A 13,130-nucleotide genomic window follows, 5' to 3' on the forward strand; every position below is an offset into this window, starting at 1 on the left:
GTCATGCAATTGCTTGCCGTCGTCAAGTAATTAGCATTCCCCCCAATGACAACGCACTTCGATTGGCTTATGCTGGATTTGCAAACATAGCTGGAGGCAACATGAGCACTTCGCCCATCAATCTCACCCGCCGCCACCTCCTGGCCACCGGCGCCGGCGCTCTGGCCACTGCCGGCCTGGCACCAGTGACGACTCAAGCGCAAGCGCAAACACCGGCGGCGACACCGCCTGGCGCCAAGCCGCTTCCGGCCTACGTGAGCTGGAAGAATGCCGAGCTCCTCATCCAGCACACCGCCACGACCATAGAAACCAAGCGCAGTGCGTTCGGCACCAGCGTGATCACGCCCAACGATCGGCTGTACATTCGCAACAACCTGCCGGCTCCGGACGTGGCCATCGTCGCCGACCGCGATGCCTGGGCGCTCGCCGTCGAGGGAGTGCGCGGGCCGCGCATACTCACCGTCGCCGAGCTCAAGGCAATGGGCATCGAAACCATGGCCACGGTGCTTCAATGCTCGGGCAATGGGCGCGGCTACTTCGCCGGCAAGCCCAGCGGCACCAAATGGCAGGTGGGCGCGGCCGGCTGTGTCATCTGGAGCGGCGTGCCGGTGCGCACCGTCGTGGCCGCGCTCGGCGGTCTTGCCGACGGCGCGCGCTTCATGACGGGAACCGGCGGCGAGAAGCTGCCCGATGGGCTGGACCCCAAGAGCGTGATGGTGGAGCGTTCGGTTCCGCTGAAGACGATGGAAGATGCCTTGCTCGCCTGGGAAATGAACGGCGAGCCACTGCCCCACGCGCACGGCGGGCCGTTGCGCCTGATCGTGCCGGGCTACAGCGGCGTCAACAACATCAAGTATGTCAAGCGGCTTGCGTTCACGGCCCAGGAAACCGACGCGGCCATCCAGAAGACTGGCTATCGCATGTCGCCGCCGGGGCAGAAGGGCGAACCGAGCCATCCCGCGGTTTGGGAGATGGATGCCAAGTCGTGGATCAACGGGCCTGCGCCCGAAGCGGGCCCGCTCAAGGCCGGCTGGGTACAGATCCACGGCGTGGCCATGGGCGGCATGCAGGCCGTGCGCCGCGTGGACGTTTCCACTGATGGTGGTCAGACCTGGCGCGAGGCGCGGCTGGTCGGCCCCGACCTGGGCCGCTTCGCCTGGCGCCAATTCGTGCTGCCGGTGAAGCTGGAGCCTGGCAACTACGTGCTGGCTTCGCGCGTGCAGGACGTCAAGTTCAGCTGGCAGGCCGAGACCACGCCGGAAAACGCAGGTGGCTATCTCAATAGCGGCTGGCGCGCCCACGCATTGCCCGTCACAGTGGCCTGACGATGCGGATGTTTTGGCGCGCAGCCCTGCTGCTGTCGCTGGTTGCGGCCGCTTCGGCCAGCATGGCTGCCGAGGAAGAGGGCAAGCGCCTGTTCATGGGCGGCGCCTCGCCCGCCTGCATGCTGTGCCACGCGCTCAAGGATGCGGGGGCGGAGGGCGCGGTGGGCCCTTCGCTGGACGAACTCAAACCCGATGCGGCGCGCGTGGTGAAGGCACTGAAGAACGGCATCGGACAGATGCCCGCCTATCCGCAGCTCACGGAAGCGCAGATCCAGGCGCTGGCGCGCTACGTCGAGCAGGCAACCAGGAAGTAGCCGCCGCTAGGCGTCGTTTGTAAACTGGTTAGTACGTCGGTTGGTGGTTCCGGATGGCTTCCTTGACGTTGGCCGTGACTGAGAATCCGGGGCCGTACTTGTCCGCCAGTTCAGCCGCGCGTGCGCAGAACGCGTCGATGCCGGTGCCGTAGATGAATTGCATGGCGCCGCCCGTCCAGCCGGGAAAGCCGATACCGAAGATCGAGCCGATGTTGGCGTCGTGCACGGTAGTCAGCACATTCTCCGAAAGGCAGCGCGCGGTTTCGACGGCCTGCCGATAGAGCAGCCGGTCTTTCAGGTCCTGCATGTCCCAGCGGATGCCCGGCTGCTCGAACAGGTTCTTGAGTTCCGGCCAGAGGTACTTCTTGGCGCCCTTTTCCTCCGGGTACTCGTAGAAGCCGGCACCGGCCGCGCGGCCATTGCGATCGAACTCCTTGACCATGCGCTCGACCAGCAACTCGCCGGCCGACGGGATGTAGGTGCCGCCCTCGGCCCGAATGTCAGCGCGGGTCTGGTCCAGCACGTGCACCGACAGAGACAGCGCCGTCTCGTCCAGCACGGCCAAAGGTCCCACCGGCATTCCGGCCTGGATGCCCGCCTGTTCGACGACCGCAGCGGGGATGCCCTCGCCGACCATGGCCGAACCTTCCATCACGAAGGTGCCGAACACGCGAGAAGTGAAGAAGCCACGCGAGTCGTTGACCACGATGGGGATCTTGCCGATGGACTGGACATAGTCGAAGGCGCGGGCCACCGTTTCATCGTCGGTCTGTTTGCCGCGGATGATTTCCACCAGCTTCATCTTGTCCACCGGACTGAAGAAGTGGATGCCGACGAATTTTTCCGGGCGCCGGCTGGCCTTGGCCAGGCCGGTGATCGGCAGGGTCGAGGTGTTGCTCGCGAAAAATCCTCCGGGCGCCAGCATGGGCTCGGCTTCCTGGGTCACGCGTGCTTTGAGTTCGCGGTTCTCGAACACGGCTTCGATGATGAGATCACAGCCCTTCAAATCTTCGATCGAATCGCTGGCCGTGATGCGCGAGAGCAGGGCGTTCTGGTCCTGCGGGCTCATGCGGCCCTTCTCCACCCGCGGCTGGGTCACCTTGACGCTGTAGTTGCGGCCGGCCTCGGCCTTCTCCGCGGTCACGTCCCTCAGCACGGTAGGAACGCCGCGGCTGGCCTGCACGTAGGCGATGCCCCCGCCCATCATGCCGGCGCCCAGGATGCCCACCTTCTGCGGCTTGTAGCGCGGCACGTCCTTGGGCCGCGACTGCCCCGACTTGATCGCGTTCATGTTGAAGAAGAACGTGTTGATCATGTTCTTCGCGACCGGGCTGGCGATCAGCTTGGCCAGGTAGCGCGACTCGATGCGCAGGGCCGTATCGAAATCGACCTGCGCGCCTTCGACCATCGCGGCCAGCGCGTATTCCGGCGCCGGGTACAAGCCGCGCGTCTTCTGCTTGAGCACGGCGGGGGCCACGCTCAGCATGCCGGCGATCTTGGGATTGCTGGGTGTGCCGCCTGGCATCTTGTAGTTCTTGTCGTCCCAGGGTTGTTGCGATTGCGGGTGCGCGTCGATCCAGGCCAGGGCTGCCGGCCGGAGGGCCGCAGCGCCAGGCACCAGTTCATGCACCACGCCCATCTCCAGCGCTTCGCGCGGCGTGAACAGCTTGCTCTCCAGGATGTAGGGCTGCGCGCCCATCAAGCCCAAGAGGCGGGTCATCTTGGTGATGCCGGAGGCGCCGGGGATAAGGCCCAGCGTGATCTCGGGCAGGCCGAACTGGATCTTGGGGTTGTCCACGGCCACGCGGTAGTGGCCCACTAGCGCGACCTCCCAGCCTCCGCCCAGGGCTGTGCCGTTGAGGCAGCTGACGACGGGCTTGCCCAGCGTTTCCAAGGTGCGGAAATTCTTCTTGGTCTGCTGGATCTCCTGGAACACCTTCGGCGCGTCAGTGGACTGCAGGCGCATCGTGCCCTTCAGGTCCGCGCCGGCGAAGAAGGTGCTTTTGTTCGAGGCCAGCACGATGCCCTTGATGGCCTCCTTGTCGCGGACGACCTGGCCGGTGACTTCGGTCAGGTCGTTCTGCCACTGCGCACACATGGTGTTGACGGGCGATCCCTCCTCGTCGAAGGTGATGGTGGCGATGCCCTCGACGAGTTCGTACTTGATGGTTTTCATGAGATCAGATTCTTTCGACGATGGTCGCGATGCCCATGCCACCGCCCACGCACAGCGTGGCCATGCCATAGCGCAGTTTGCGGCGATGCAATTCGTCGATCAGGGTGTTGAGGATCATCGCGCCCGTGGCGCCCAGCGGGTGGCCCATGGCGATGGCGCCGCCGTTGACGTTGACCTTGTCGTGGGGCACGCCCATCTCCTTCATGAACCTCATCGGCACAGCGGCGAAGGCCTCGTTGACCTCGAACAGGTCGATCTGGTCGATCGTCATGCCGGCCTTGGCCAGGGCCTTGCGTGCTGCGGGCATCGGGCCGGTGAGCATGATTGTCGGGTCGGCGCCCGACAGCGCCGCGGCGACGATGCGCGCCCGCGGCTTGAAGCCGTGGGTCCTGCCCGCCGCCTCGCTGCCGATCAGGACAGCGGCCGCGCCATCGACGATGCCGGACGAGTTGCCGGCATGGTGCACGTGGTTGATGCGCTCGACCTGCGGATAGCGGCTGATCGCGACGTCGTCGAAGCCCATCGCGCCGAGTTGCTCGAACGCTGGCCGCAGCGAAGCCAGTGCCTCCATGGTGGTACGGGGTTTGATGAATTCGTCCTGCTCCAGGATGGTCTGGTCCAGGAAGTCCTTCACAGGCACCACGGAACCGGCAAAGAAGCCGCCTTCGCGCGCCTTGGCGGCACGCATCTGGCTTTCCATGGCGAAGGCATCCACGTCTTCGCGCGAGAAGCCTTCCAGCGTGGCGATCAGGTCGGCGCCTATGCCTTGCGGCACGAAGGCCGTGGCCGAGTTGGTTTCCGGGTCCTGCGCCCAGGCGCCGCCGTCCGAGCCGATGGGCACGCGGCTCATGCTTTCCACGCCGCCTGCCACCACCAGGTCCTCCCAGCCGGAACGCACTTTCTGGGCGGCCATGTTCACGGCCTCCAGCCCGGAGGCACAGAAGCGATTCAGCTGCACGCCCGAGCAGCGGAAATCCCAGCCGGCCTTCAGCGCCGCGACCTTGGCGATGACCGAGCCCTGTTCGCCGATGGGCGAGACCACGCCCATCACCACGTCATCGACCTGCGAGGTGTCGAAATCGTTGCGCCGCTGCAGCTCGACCAGCACGCCGGCCAGCAGGTTCACCGGCTTGACTTCGTGCAGGCTCCCATCCTTCTTGCCCTTGCCGCGAGGCGTGCGGATGGCGTCGTATACGTAGGCTTCGGTCATGATCTTTCTCCTGGCAGGGCGGCAAAAAGCCAGTATATTCATTTCACCAAGCGGGTGCTCTGTAAAAATAGCGACACTTGAGGGGATCAACGAATGAAAAAGCACGAAATCAACCGGCGCCAGCTGGGCGCACTGGGCGCGGCGCTGGCGGCGGGTCTGGCCTTGCCTGCCCGGAGCCAGGCACCTGCGCCGGTGCGCAAGCCCTACATCGCCGACATGCACTCGCACTACGGCATGTTCCTGCCTCGCCTGTTCGGTATGGACCTGGACAAGCACATGCGCGAGAACGGCATCGTGCTGCTTTCCTGGGCGGTGGTGGACGACAGGCGCTGGATCTCGTCCACTGCCGCCGGCTTACGCCAGGTCGCTGAGCCGCAGCCCGGCCAGATCTGGGCCTATTTCCAGGAATTGATGGCCGATTACGAGGGGCGGCTTGCACAGTGGAAGGTGGCCAAGGCGCTCACCGCGGGTGACGTCGATCTGGCGCTAGCGGGCGAACCGCGCGTGCTGCTGGCCTGTGAATCGGCCAACTTCCTGGAAGGCCAGCCCGAGCGCCTGGCGCAGGCCCACGCGATGGGAGTTCGCCACCTGCAACTGGTGCATTACATTCGCACGCCGCTGGGCGACCACCAGACCGCCGAGCCTGTCCACGGCGGCTTGACGCCCGTGGGGGCGAAGGTCGTGGCCGAGTGCAAGCGGCTGGGCATGGTCGTGGATCTCGCGCACGGCACGCCGGCGCTGGTGGACGGAGCCCTGGACGCCTCCGATGCGCCCATGGTCTGGTCGCACTCCTGGATTTCCCCGCAAGGCGGCACGCACAAGGACGTGGGTTATATCGCCCGTTCACTCTCTCTTGCTTCCGCCAAAAAGATCGCGGCCCGCGGCGGCGCCGTGGGCCTGTGGTGCCTTCGCTTGGGCAATGACCCCGCGTATCCCGTGAACAGCAAGGGCACGTTCGCGGACGAAATGATGCGCATGTGCGACCTGATCGGGCCGCAGCACGTCGCCTTCGGCACCGACATGGAGGGCGTCTGGCCCAACCGGGTATTGAACGACTACAGCGATTTGCGGGACGTCATCGACAACCTGCTCAAGCGTGGCATCGACGAGACGACATTGCACAACATCTTCATCGGCAACTACGCGCGCATCGTCAAGGCGGCCATGAACGGCGCCGCCAAAACCTGATTCCCAAGGAGCAGTCCCATGATCCCTCGCACGCTATTCACGGCCGACCACGAGGCCTTCCGCGACGCCTTCCGCAAATTCTGCGAGAAAGAGATCGCCCCGCACCACGAAGCCTGGGAAGAGCAGGGCTACGTGGACCGCGCCGTCTGGAACAAGGCGGGCGACAACGGCTATCTGTGCGCGACCATGCCGGAAGAGTACGGCGGCTCGGGCGTGGACAAGCTCTATTCGGTGGTCCAGATGGAGGAACTGGCGCGCGGCGGCTGGAGCGGCATCGGCTACAGCCTGCACAGCGAGATCGTCGCGCCGTACATCCTGCACTACGGCACCGAGGAGCAGAAGAAGAAATACCTGCCCAAGCTGGCCAGCGGCGAGATGGTGGGCGCCATCGCCATGAGCGAGCCGGCCGCGGGCAGCGACCTGCAAGGCATCAAGAGCACCGCCATCAAGCAGCCCGACGGCAGCTACCTGCTGAATGGCAGCAAGACCTTCATCACCAACGGCTGGCACGCCGACCTGGTGGTGGTCGTTGCCAAGACCCAGCCCGACGCCGGCGCCAAGGGCACCAGCCTGCTGCTGGTCGAGCGCGGCATGAAGGGCTTCGAGACGGGCAAGCGGCTCAAGAAACTGGGCTTGAAGGCGCAGGACACCAGCGAACTGTTCTTCGACAACGTGCGCGTGCCGGCCGAGAACTTGCTGGGTGGCGCGGCTTTCGAGAACAAGGGCTTCATCTGCCTGATGGAGCAGCTGCCCTGGGAGCGCATGCAGATTTCCGTGACGGCCGTGGCCTCGGCCCAGGCCGCGATCGACTGGACCGTGCAGTACGTGAAAGAGCGCAAGGTGTTCGGCCAGCCGGTGGCCAGCTACCAGAACACCCGCTACACCCTGGCCGAACTGCAGACCGAAGTGCAGATCGCGCAGGTGTTCGTCGACAAGTGCAACGAGCTGGTGGTGCAGGACAAGCTGGACACCGCCACCGCCAGCATGGCCAAGTACTGGACGACCGACCTGCAGTGCAAGGTGATGGACGAGTGCCTGCAACTGCACGGTGGCTACGGCTACATGTGGGAATACCCGATCACCCGTGCCTATGCGGATGCGCGGGTTCAGCGCATTTACGGCGGCACCAATGAGATCATGAAAGAGGTGATTACGCGCGCTATGGGGCTGGGCGCAAAGTAGCGCCGCAGCCCCGACGCATCACTCGGCCGTGGCTCCGTCGATCACGGCGCTTACCTTGGAAATCTTGTTGGCCGGAAAGCCGCCTTTCTCGGCGTGCTCGCGCACCTCTTTCTCGCTGTCGGCGATGTAGACGCAGTAGATCTTGTCGTCGGTCACATAGCTCTGCTGCCAGGTGACCTTGGGGCCCATCTCGCGCAGCACGTCGCACGACTTCTGCGCCACTCCCTTGAGTTCCATGCCCGACAGCTTGCCGGCGCCGGGGAACTCGCGCTCGATGACGAATTTGGGCATATCGATCTCCTCACGTTGCGGTGGTTGGGGGAACAGACTATGGTGCGAGATTCGCGCAAATACCATGACGACGACTCCGAAATTCATGCTCGAAACTCCGGGATCGAAGACGTCGTCGTTTGCAGGCGGCGCCGAGGTGCTGGCCGACGTGCTCGGCCGCATCCACCTTTCCAGCGCGGTATTCCTGCGCGGCGAGTTCTCCGAACCCTGGGCCTTTGCCTCCACCGATGCGGCGACGCTGTGCCAAATCGTGCAGCCCGGCGCCCGTCGCCTTGTCCTGTTCCACGTGGCCGTGGAGGGCATGTTCACCATCCGGCTTGACAGCGGCGAGCAGGCGACAGCCCGGGCCGGCGATGCGGTGGTGCTGCCGTATTGCGACCGGCACTCGATGGGATGCCCGGACGGCGTGCCACCGGTGCCGATCGCCTCGCTACTGCCGATGCCGCCCTGGCATGAGATGCCGGTGGTGCGGCATGGGGGTGGTGGCCCACGCACAAGAATCCTGTGCGGCTATCTGCATTGCGATGATCTGCTGTTCAATCCGGTGCTGCAGGCGCTGCCGCGGCTGATCCACGTCCGCCCGACTTCGGACCAGGCCGTGCAGTGGCGCGAGGCAAGTCTGCGCTACGTGGTGGAGCAAGCGGACCGTCCTGGCAGCCGCGGGGAAACCTTGTTGGCCAGGCTGCCGGAGCTGGTGCTGGTGGACTGCCTGCGCCAGTACGTCGAAGGGCTGCCGGCGCAACAGACCGGATGGCTGGGCGCGCTGAAGGACCCGATGCTCGGCCGCGCGATCATGCTCTTGCATGCACAGCCCGCAACCGCCTGGACGGTGGACCGGCTGGCGAGCAGCGTTGCCGTGTCGCGATCCGTCCTGGCCGCCCGGTTCGTCGAGGCGCTGGGTGTCTCGCCCATGCGCTACCTGGCGCAATGGCGTTTGCAGCTGGCGGCCAATCTCCTGCGCGACCAGCCGCAACTGGGCATGGCCGCCATTGCCGAGCGTGTCGGCTACGATTCCGAGGCCGCATTCAGCCGCGCGTTCAAGCGTCACCTCGGCGTTTCGCCGGCTGCGTGGCGCAAAGGAGCACCCTGATGCTGCGAACGCTGAAAGACCTCTTCAACTCCGTCTCGGCCTCGCCGGGCGCCGGCGGCGCGCGCAACGAACATTCTCTCCAGCTGGCCACCGCGGTTTTGCTGGTCGAAGTCATGCGTGCCGATCCGGAACTCGGGCCGCAGGAACGGCTCGCGGTGGTCTCGGCGCTGCGGCAGAAATTTTTGCTGGCGGACGACGAGCTGTCACGAATGGTGGAATTGGCCGAGCAGACCGCACGCACGGCATCGGACTTCCATCAGTTCACGTCGGTCATCAATGATGGCTTCAGCCATGAGCAAAAGATCCGCATCGTCGAGTACATGTGGCAGGTGGCGTATGCCGACGGGCATCTGGACGCGCACGAGAACCACCTGATCTCCAAAGTGGCCGGGCTGCTGCACGTAACGCACGGCGAGTACATCGCGGCAAAGTTGCATGCCAAAGAATCACAGGCGTAGTTACCTCGGTTAACGAGGAACCGGCTTGACACGTCCCCTCTCGCCGATATACTAAACCGACTGGTTAACTATAGGAGCGCCCATGAAAATCAGTTCGAAGATTGCACCGTGCCTCTGGTTCGACAACCAGGGCGAGGAGGCCGCCAAGTTCTACACCGGCATCTTCAAGGATTCGAAGATCGTTGCCGTCAGCCGGTATGGCGAGGCCGGGCAGGAAATCCACGGACAAAAGCCCGGCACGGTGATGACAGTGGCATTCGAGCTCGAGGGGCAGTCGTTCACTGCGCTCAACGGGGGCCCGGTGTTCAAGTTCAACGAGGCCATCTCGCTGCAGATTTCCTGCGAAAGCCAGGAAGAAGTCGATCACTACTGGAACAAGCTTTCGGCGGGTGGTGACGAGAAGGCGCAGCAGTGCGGCTGGCTCAAGGACCGGTTCGGCGTGTCGTGGCAGGTGGTGCCCCGTGCGCTGGTCGAAATGCTGCTCGACACTGATGCAGGCAAGTCGCAGCGCGCCATGACGGCGATGCTAAAGATGAAAAAACTCGACATCGCGGAGCTGAAGCGCGCGTATGAAGGCCGCTGAGGAGCAGTCATGAATCCAGTCGTCCACTTCGAAATTCCCTATGAGAATCGCGACCGAATCGCCAAGTTCTACCAGTCGGCTTTCGGCTGGCAACTCCAGATGCTGGGCGAGGACATGGGCAACTATGTGCTCGCCACCACCGCGCAGGCGGACGCCAAGCCCGGTGCACCGGCGGGCGCCATCAATGGCGGCTTTTATCCGCGCAATCCCGACTGGCCTGCCCAGTACCCATCGATCGTGATCGCCGTGCCCGATATCGCGGCCGCCATGAAGACCGTGGCATCCGCCGGCGGCGAGGTGCTGGGCGAGCCGATGGACATCCCCGGGGTCGGCAAGTACGTGTCGTTCTTCGACACCGAGAAGAACCGTCTGAGCATGCTGCAACCCTTGCCGATGATGGCGGGCGCTTGAGTGACGGAAGTACTCGACAAGGTGTTCTGGGCGCTGTCGGACGCGACCCGGCGCGACGTGCTGCGGCAGCTGGGGCAGGGCGGCGCCACGGTGACCGAACTCGCGGCGCCGCACGGCATGTCCTTGCCGGGCTTCATGAAGCACCTGCGTGTGCTGGAAGATGCCGGCCTGGTGACGCGCCAGAAGGAAGGACGGGTCGTGCGCTGCGAACTCGCGGCCGAACCGATGCAGGAGGCGGCTATGTGGCTGGCCTATTACGAGAAATTCTGGACGGCGCAGCTCGATGCGCTGGGCCGCTTTCTGTACCACGAAGAGGAGGTCAACCCATGGCCCAGAGCACCACGCAAGACAGGTCCAGCCTCAACATCACCCGCCAGTACGCCGTCGCGCCCGAAAAAGTCTGGCGGGCCTGGACCGAGCCGCAAGCGCTGAGCCGCTGGTTCGGGCCGGGCGAGCCGGGCTCGGTCACGAGGGCCGAGCTGGATGTGCGCACCGGTGGCCGCTACCTCATCGCCTTCCGTACCCAGGACGGCGAGGAGCACAGCGTGTCGGGCACCTACCAGGAGGTCGTGGAGAACCGCAGGCTCTCCTTCACCTGGGCCTGGCAGAGCACGCCCCATCGCGTCTCCCTGGTCACCCTAGAACTCCGCCCCACGGACCAGGGCACGGAACTGGCGTTCCGCCACGACCGATTCTTCGACCAGGCGGCTCGCGACAACCACGAGCGCGGCTGGAATCTCACCTTTGCCAAGCTCGACGACTTTCTTGCTGAAAAGGAGTGAATCATGTTGAAGCACAGCAATGCCATGGACACCATCGCCGTCAAGGACGTAGAGGCCTCCCGCAAGTTCTATGAGGGCCAGCTGGGCCTGGAGCCTGCTGCCAGCGAGCCGGGGATGCTGATCTTGCGCAGCGGCGACTCCGCCGTCATGGTCTACGAATCTGATTACGCGGGCACCAACAAGGCGACCTCGGCCACCTGGTCGGTGACGGGGGACCTCGAAGAGCTGGTGCGCACGCTGCGGGCTCGCGGTGTTCCGTTCCTGCACTACGACGACATGCCGCAAACCACCCGCCGGGGCGACATCCATGTCGCGGGCGACCGCAAAGTTGCCTGGTGCCAGGACCCGGACGGCAACATCCTCTGCCTGGCCCACGGCTAAGGCTTGTCTCAACCCTGCTTCAAGGAGGTTCCCATGCCCCGTTATGTCGATGGATTCGTCGTTCCCGTTCCCAAGAACAATCTCGACGCCTACCGCCGCATGGCGCGCAAGGCCGGCAACATCTGGAAGGAGTACGGCGCGCTGGAATACGTGGAGTGCGTCGCCGACGACGTGAAGCCCGGCAAGACCACGTCGTTCCCGCAGGCCGTGAAGCTCAAGGCCGACGAGACGGTCGTGTTCTCCTGGATCGTCTACAAATCGCGCTCGCACCGCGACAGCGTGAACGCCAAGGTCATGAAGGATCCGCGGCTGGCGCCGATGATGGACCCCAAGGCGATGCCATTCGACGGCAAGCGCATGTTCTGGGGTGGCTTCAAGACAATGCTGGAGCTTTGAGTCCGGCATGACATCAGTTCTGTCAGTAGGGTTGTGGCCGGCGAAATGCACGGCAGCGTAATTACTCAAATATCGTTAATATCCCCGCCATCTCACAAGGATGCTCGAATGTTTTCGCACAGCTCGCGACCCGCGCGCCTGGCAGGGGGCGCTCTTTTTTCCGTTCTTCTGGCCGGCGTATTGACCGCCTGCGGCGAGACCCGCGGAGCGGGCGGGCCGCACGGCTCCGGCGGGCCGCCACCGCAGGTGGACATCATGGTCGTGCAGCCCCAGTCGCTGCCCGTGAGCTTCGAGTACACGGGCCAGACGCAGGGATCGCGCGAGGTCGAGGTTCGAGCCCGGGTCACCGGCATCCTTGTTACGCGCAACTACACCGAAGGCTCGCCCGTGCGCGCCGGGCAGTCGCTCTTCACCATCGACCCAGTGCCGTTCCAGACCGCCCTGGCCCGCGCAGAGGCTGACCGTGGCGCCGCCCACGCCCGCCATGTCAACGCACAGCGCCACCTGACGCGGGTGAAGCCGCTGGCAGACCAGGGCATGGTCAGCAAGCGCGACTACGACGATGCGCTGGCGGCCGAGCAGGTCGCCGCTGCCGACGTGAAAGCAGCCGATGCGCGGGTCACGGAAGCGCGGCTCAACCTGGGCTATACGCGCGTCGTGGCGCCCGTCTCCGGCTTGGCCGGCGGCGCGGGCAAATCGGAGGGAAGCCTGGTATCGGGCCCGGACGTGTTGCTCACCACCATCGTGCAGATCAACCCGGTCAAGGCGGTGTTCGGCATCCCCGACGCCGAGCACGCGCGCATGCAGGCCGACATCAAGGCCAGGCGCCTGGTGCTGCCGCCCGGCGGATTCGCCGTGGAAGTCGCCGCTGCGGACGGCTCGCTGCTGGCAAAAGGCGGCAAGCTCCAGTTCAGCGAGCCGCTGGTCAATTCGGCCACCGGCATGGTGCGCTCGCAGGCCGAACTGCCCAACGGCGATGAGGCCATCAAGCCCGGGCAGTTCGTCCGGGTTCGGTTGATCGGTGCGACGCGCCCCGACGTCGTGCAGGTGCCCCAGCGCGCCGTGATGGAGGGCCCGCAGGGCAAGTTCGTCTATGTGGCGGCCCCGAGCGACAAGCCCGAGATGAAGGGCGCCGTGGTGGCCACTTCGCGCCCCGTGCAGGCGGGCGAATGGGTGGACCTGCCGGGCGGCAAGGGCTGGGTGATCCGCGAAGGATTGAAGTCGGGCGACAAGGTCATCGTCGATGGGCTGATGCGCATCGGGCCGGGGGCGCCGGTCCAGATTGCCCAGGCGCCCGCCGCTGGAGCTTCGGCGCCCGCACAGGCCGCATCGAAGTAAGGAGG

The 13,130-nt window shown here is 65.0% G+C and carries 16 protein-coding genes; 13 read left to right on the top strand and 3 right to left on the bottom strand.

The window, feature by feature from the left end; genetic code table 11:
• Nucleotides 1-101 precede the first annotated feature (101 nt).
• Together sorT and sorU are read left to right on the top strand one after the other, a co-directional pair.
• Nucleotides 102-1,325, top strand: coding sequence for a SorT family sulfite dehydrogenase catalytic subunit (sorT, locus tag HNE04_RS00275; RefSeq protein ID WP_172215675.1), 1,224 nt, complete (start codon nt 102-104; stop codon nt 1,323-1,325).
• A gap of 8 nt (nt 1,326-1,333) precedes the next feature.
• Nucleotides 1,334-1,639, top strand: a complete 306-nt coding sequence (gene sorU / locus HNE04_RS00280) for a SorU family sulfite dehydrogenase c-type cytochrome subunit (RefSeq protein ID WP_235964691.1) — start codon at nt 1,334-1,336, stop codon at nt 1,637-1,639.
• Between the two features lie 28 nt (nt 1,640-1,667).
• On the opposite strand, the gene HNE04_RS00285 is transcribed toward sorU, so the two are convergent.
• The gene (locus HNE04_RS00285; RefSeq protein ID WP_172215677.1) at nt 1,668-3,815 is read right to left on the bottom strand and encodes a 3-hydroxyacyl-CoA dehydrogenase NAD-binding domain-containing protein; all 2,148 of its coding nucleotides are present in this window, start codon (nt 3,813-3,815) and stop codon (nt 1,668-1,670) included.
• 4 nt (nt 3,816-3,819) lie between these two features.
• On the bottom strand, nt 3,820-5,025 hold the full coding sequence (locus HNE04_RS00290) for an acetyl-CoA C-acetyltransferase (RefSeq protein ID WP_172215678.1): 1,206 nt from the start codon (nt 5,023-5,025) through the stop codon (nt 3,820-3,822).
• Nucleotides 5,026-5,118: 93 nt separating this feature from the next.
• Here HNE04_RS00290 and HNE04_RS00295 point away from each other — a divergent pair, with 93 nt between their 5' ends.
• A complete protein-coding gene (locus HNE04_RS00295) occupies nt 5,119-6,213 on the top strand; it encodes a dipeptidase (protein WP_172215679.1) in 1,095 nt (364 codons plus the stop codon).
• A gap of 18 nt (nt 6,214-6,231) precedes the next feature.
• Entirely contained in the window at nt 6,232-7,395 is a 1,164-nt protein-coding gene (locus HNE04_RS00300; protein WP_172215680.1) for an acyl-CoA dehydrogenase family protein, read from the top strand.
• 18 nt (nt 7,396-7,413) lie between these two features.
• Here the strand turns inward: HNE04_RS00300 and HNE04_RS00305 are convergent, their stop codons facing one another.
• Nucleotides 7,414-7,686, bottom strand: coding sequence for a DUF4242 domain-containing protein (locus tag HNE04_RS00305; RefSeq protein ID WP_172215681.1), 273 nt, complete (start codon nt 7,684-7,686; stop codon nt 7,414-7,416).
• A gap of 64 nt (nt 7,687-7,750) precedes the next feature.
• On the opposite strand from HNE04_RS00305, the gene HNE04_RS00310 reads away from it, so the two are divergent.
• From HNE04_RS00310 to HNE04_RS00350, 9 genes are all read left to right on the top strand, one after another.
• Nucleotides 7,751-8,776 carry an AraC family transcriptional regulator gene (locus tag HNE04_RS00310; RefSeq protein ID WP_172215682.1) on the top strand — a complete coding sequence of 342 codons (1,026 nt, stop codon included), beginning with the start codon at nt 7,751-7,753 and terminating at the stop codon, nt 8,774-8,776.
• Nucleotides 8,776-9,234, top strand: a complete 459-nt coding sequence (locus tag HNE04_RS00315; protein WP_172215683.1) for a tellurite resistance TerB family protein — start codon at nt 8,776-8,778, stop codon at nt 9,232-9,234. Before HNE04_RS00310 ends, HNE04_RS00315 begins: the two co-directional genes overlap by 1 nt.
• Before the next feature lie 82 nt (nt 9,235-9,316).
• Complete coding sequence (locus HNE04_RS00320; protein WP_172215684.1) at nt 9,317-9,817, top strand: VOC family protein; 501 nt, start codon at nt 9,317-9,319, stop codon at nt 9,815-9,817.
• 9 nt (nt 9,818-9,826) lie between these two features.
• Nucleotides 9,827-10,228: a VOC family protein gene (locus HNE04_RS00325; protein WP_172215685.1), complete on the top strand. Its 402-nt coding sequence runs from the start codon at nt 9,827-9,829 to the stop codon at nt 10,226-10,228.
• Nucleotides 10,229-10,660 (top strand): ArsR/SmtB family transcription factor, encoded by a 432-nt coding sequence (locus tag HNE04_RS00330; protein ID WP_172215686.1) that lies wholly within the window; start codon nt 10,229-10,231, stop codon nt 10,658-10,660.
• On the top strand, nt 10,555-11,010 hold the full coding sequence (locus HNE04_RS00335) for an SRPBCC family protein (protein WP_172215687.1): 456 nt from the start codon (nt 10,555-10,557) through the stop codon (nt 11,008-11,010). Before HNE04_RS00330 ends, HNE04_RS00335 begins: the two co-directional genes overlap by 106 nt.
• A gap of 3 nt (nt 11,011-11,013) precedes the next feature.
• Nucleotides 11,014-11,391: a VOC family protein gene (locus HNE04_RS00340; protein ID WP_172215688.1), complete on the top strand. Its 378-nt coding sequence runs from the start codon at nt 11,014-11,016 to the stop codon at nt 11,389-11,391.
• Between the two features lie 33 nt (nt 11,392-11,424).
• On the top strand, nt 11,425-11,787 hold the full coding sequence (locus tag HNE04_RS00345; protein ID WP_172215689.1) for a DUF1428 domain-containing protein: 363 nt from the start codon (nt 11,425-11,427) through the stop codon (nt 11,785-11,787).
• Nucleotides 11,788-11,895: 108 nt separating this feature from the next.
• Nucleotides 11,896-13,125, top strand: coding sequence for an efflux RND transporter periplasmic adaptor subunit (locus HNE04_RS00350; protein WP_172215690.1), 1,230 nt, complete (start codon nt 11,896-11,898; stop codon nt 13,123-13,125).
• Nucleotides 13,126-13,130: the final 5 nt, after the last annotated feature.

It is taken from the genome of Caenimonas soli, assembly GCF_013155545.1.
GTDB lineage: Bacteria > Pseudomonadota > Gammaproteobacteria > Burkholderiales > Burkholderiaceae_C > Ramlibacter > Ramlibacter soli.

Coding starts and splice junctions, on each gene's coding strand:
- sorT (WP_172215675.1), top strand. CDS start 102: ATGAGCACTTCGCCCATCAATCTCACCCGCCGCCACCTCCTGGCCACC.
- sorU (WP_235964691.1), top strand. CDS start 1,334: ATGTTTTGGCGCGCAGCCCTGCTGCTGTCGCTGGTTGCGGCCGCTTCG.
- HNE04_RS00285 (WP_172215677.1), bottom strand. CDS start 3,815: ATGAAAACCATCAAGTACGAACTCGTCGAGGGCATCGCCACCATCACC.
- HNE04_RS00290 (WP_172215678.1), bottom strand. CDS start 5,025: ATGACCGAAGCCTACGTATACGACGCCATCCGCACGCCTCGCGGCAAG.
- HNE04_RS00295 (WP_172215679.1), top strand. CDS start 5,119: ATGAAAAAGCACGAAATCAACCGGCGCCAGCTGGGCGCACTGGGCGCG.
- HNE04_RS00300 (WP_172215680.1), top strand. CDS start 6,232: ATGATCCCTCGCACGCTATTCACGGCCGACCACGAGGCCTTCCGCGAC.
- HNE04_RS00305 (WP_172215681.1), bottom strand. CDS start 7,686: ATGCCCAAATTCGTCATCGAGCGCGAGTTCCCCGGCGCCGGCAAGCTG.
- HNE04_RS00310 (WP_172215682.1), top strand. CDS start 7,751: ATGACGACGACTCCGAAATTCATGCTCGAAACTCCGGGATCGAAGACG.
- HNE04_RS00315 (WP_172215683.1), top strand. CDS start 8,776: ATGCTGCGAACGCTGAAAGACCTCTTCAACTCCGTCTCGGCCTCGCCG.
- HNE04_RS00320 (WP_172215684.1), top strand. CDS start 9,317: ATGAAAATCAGTTCGAAGATTGCACCGTGCCTCTGGTTCGACAACCAG.
- HNE04_RS00325 (WP_172215685.1), top strand. CDS start 9,827: ATGAATCCAGTCGTCCACTTCGAAATTCCCTATGAGAATCGCGACCGA.
- HNE04_RS00335 (WP_172215687.1), top strand. CDS start 10,555: ATGGCCCAGAGCACCACGCAAGACAGGTCCAGCCTCAACATCACCCGC.
- HNE04_RS00340 (WP_172215688.1), top strand. CDS start 11,014: ATGTTGAAGCACAGCAATGCCATGGACACCATCGCCGTCAAGGACGTA.
- HNE04_RS00345 (WP_172215689.1), top strand. CDS start 11,425: ATGCCCCGTTATGTCGATGGATTCGTCGTTCCCGTTCCCAAGAACAAT.
- HNE04_RS00350 (WP_172215690.1), top strand. CDS start 11,896: ATGTTTTCGCACAGCTCGCGACCCGCGCGCCTGGCAGGGGGCGCTCTT.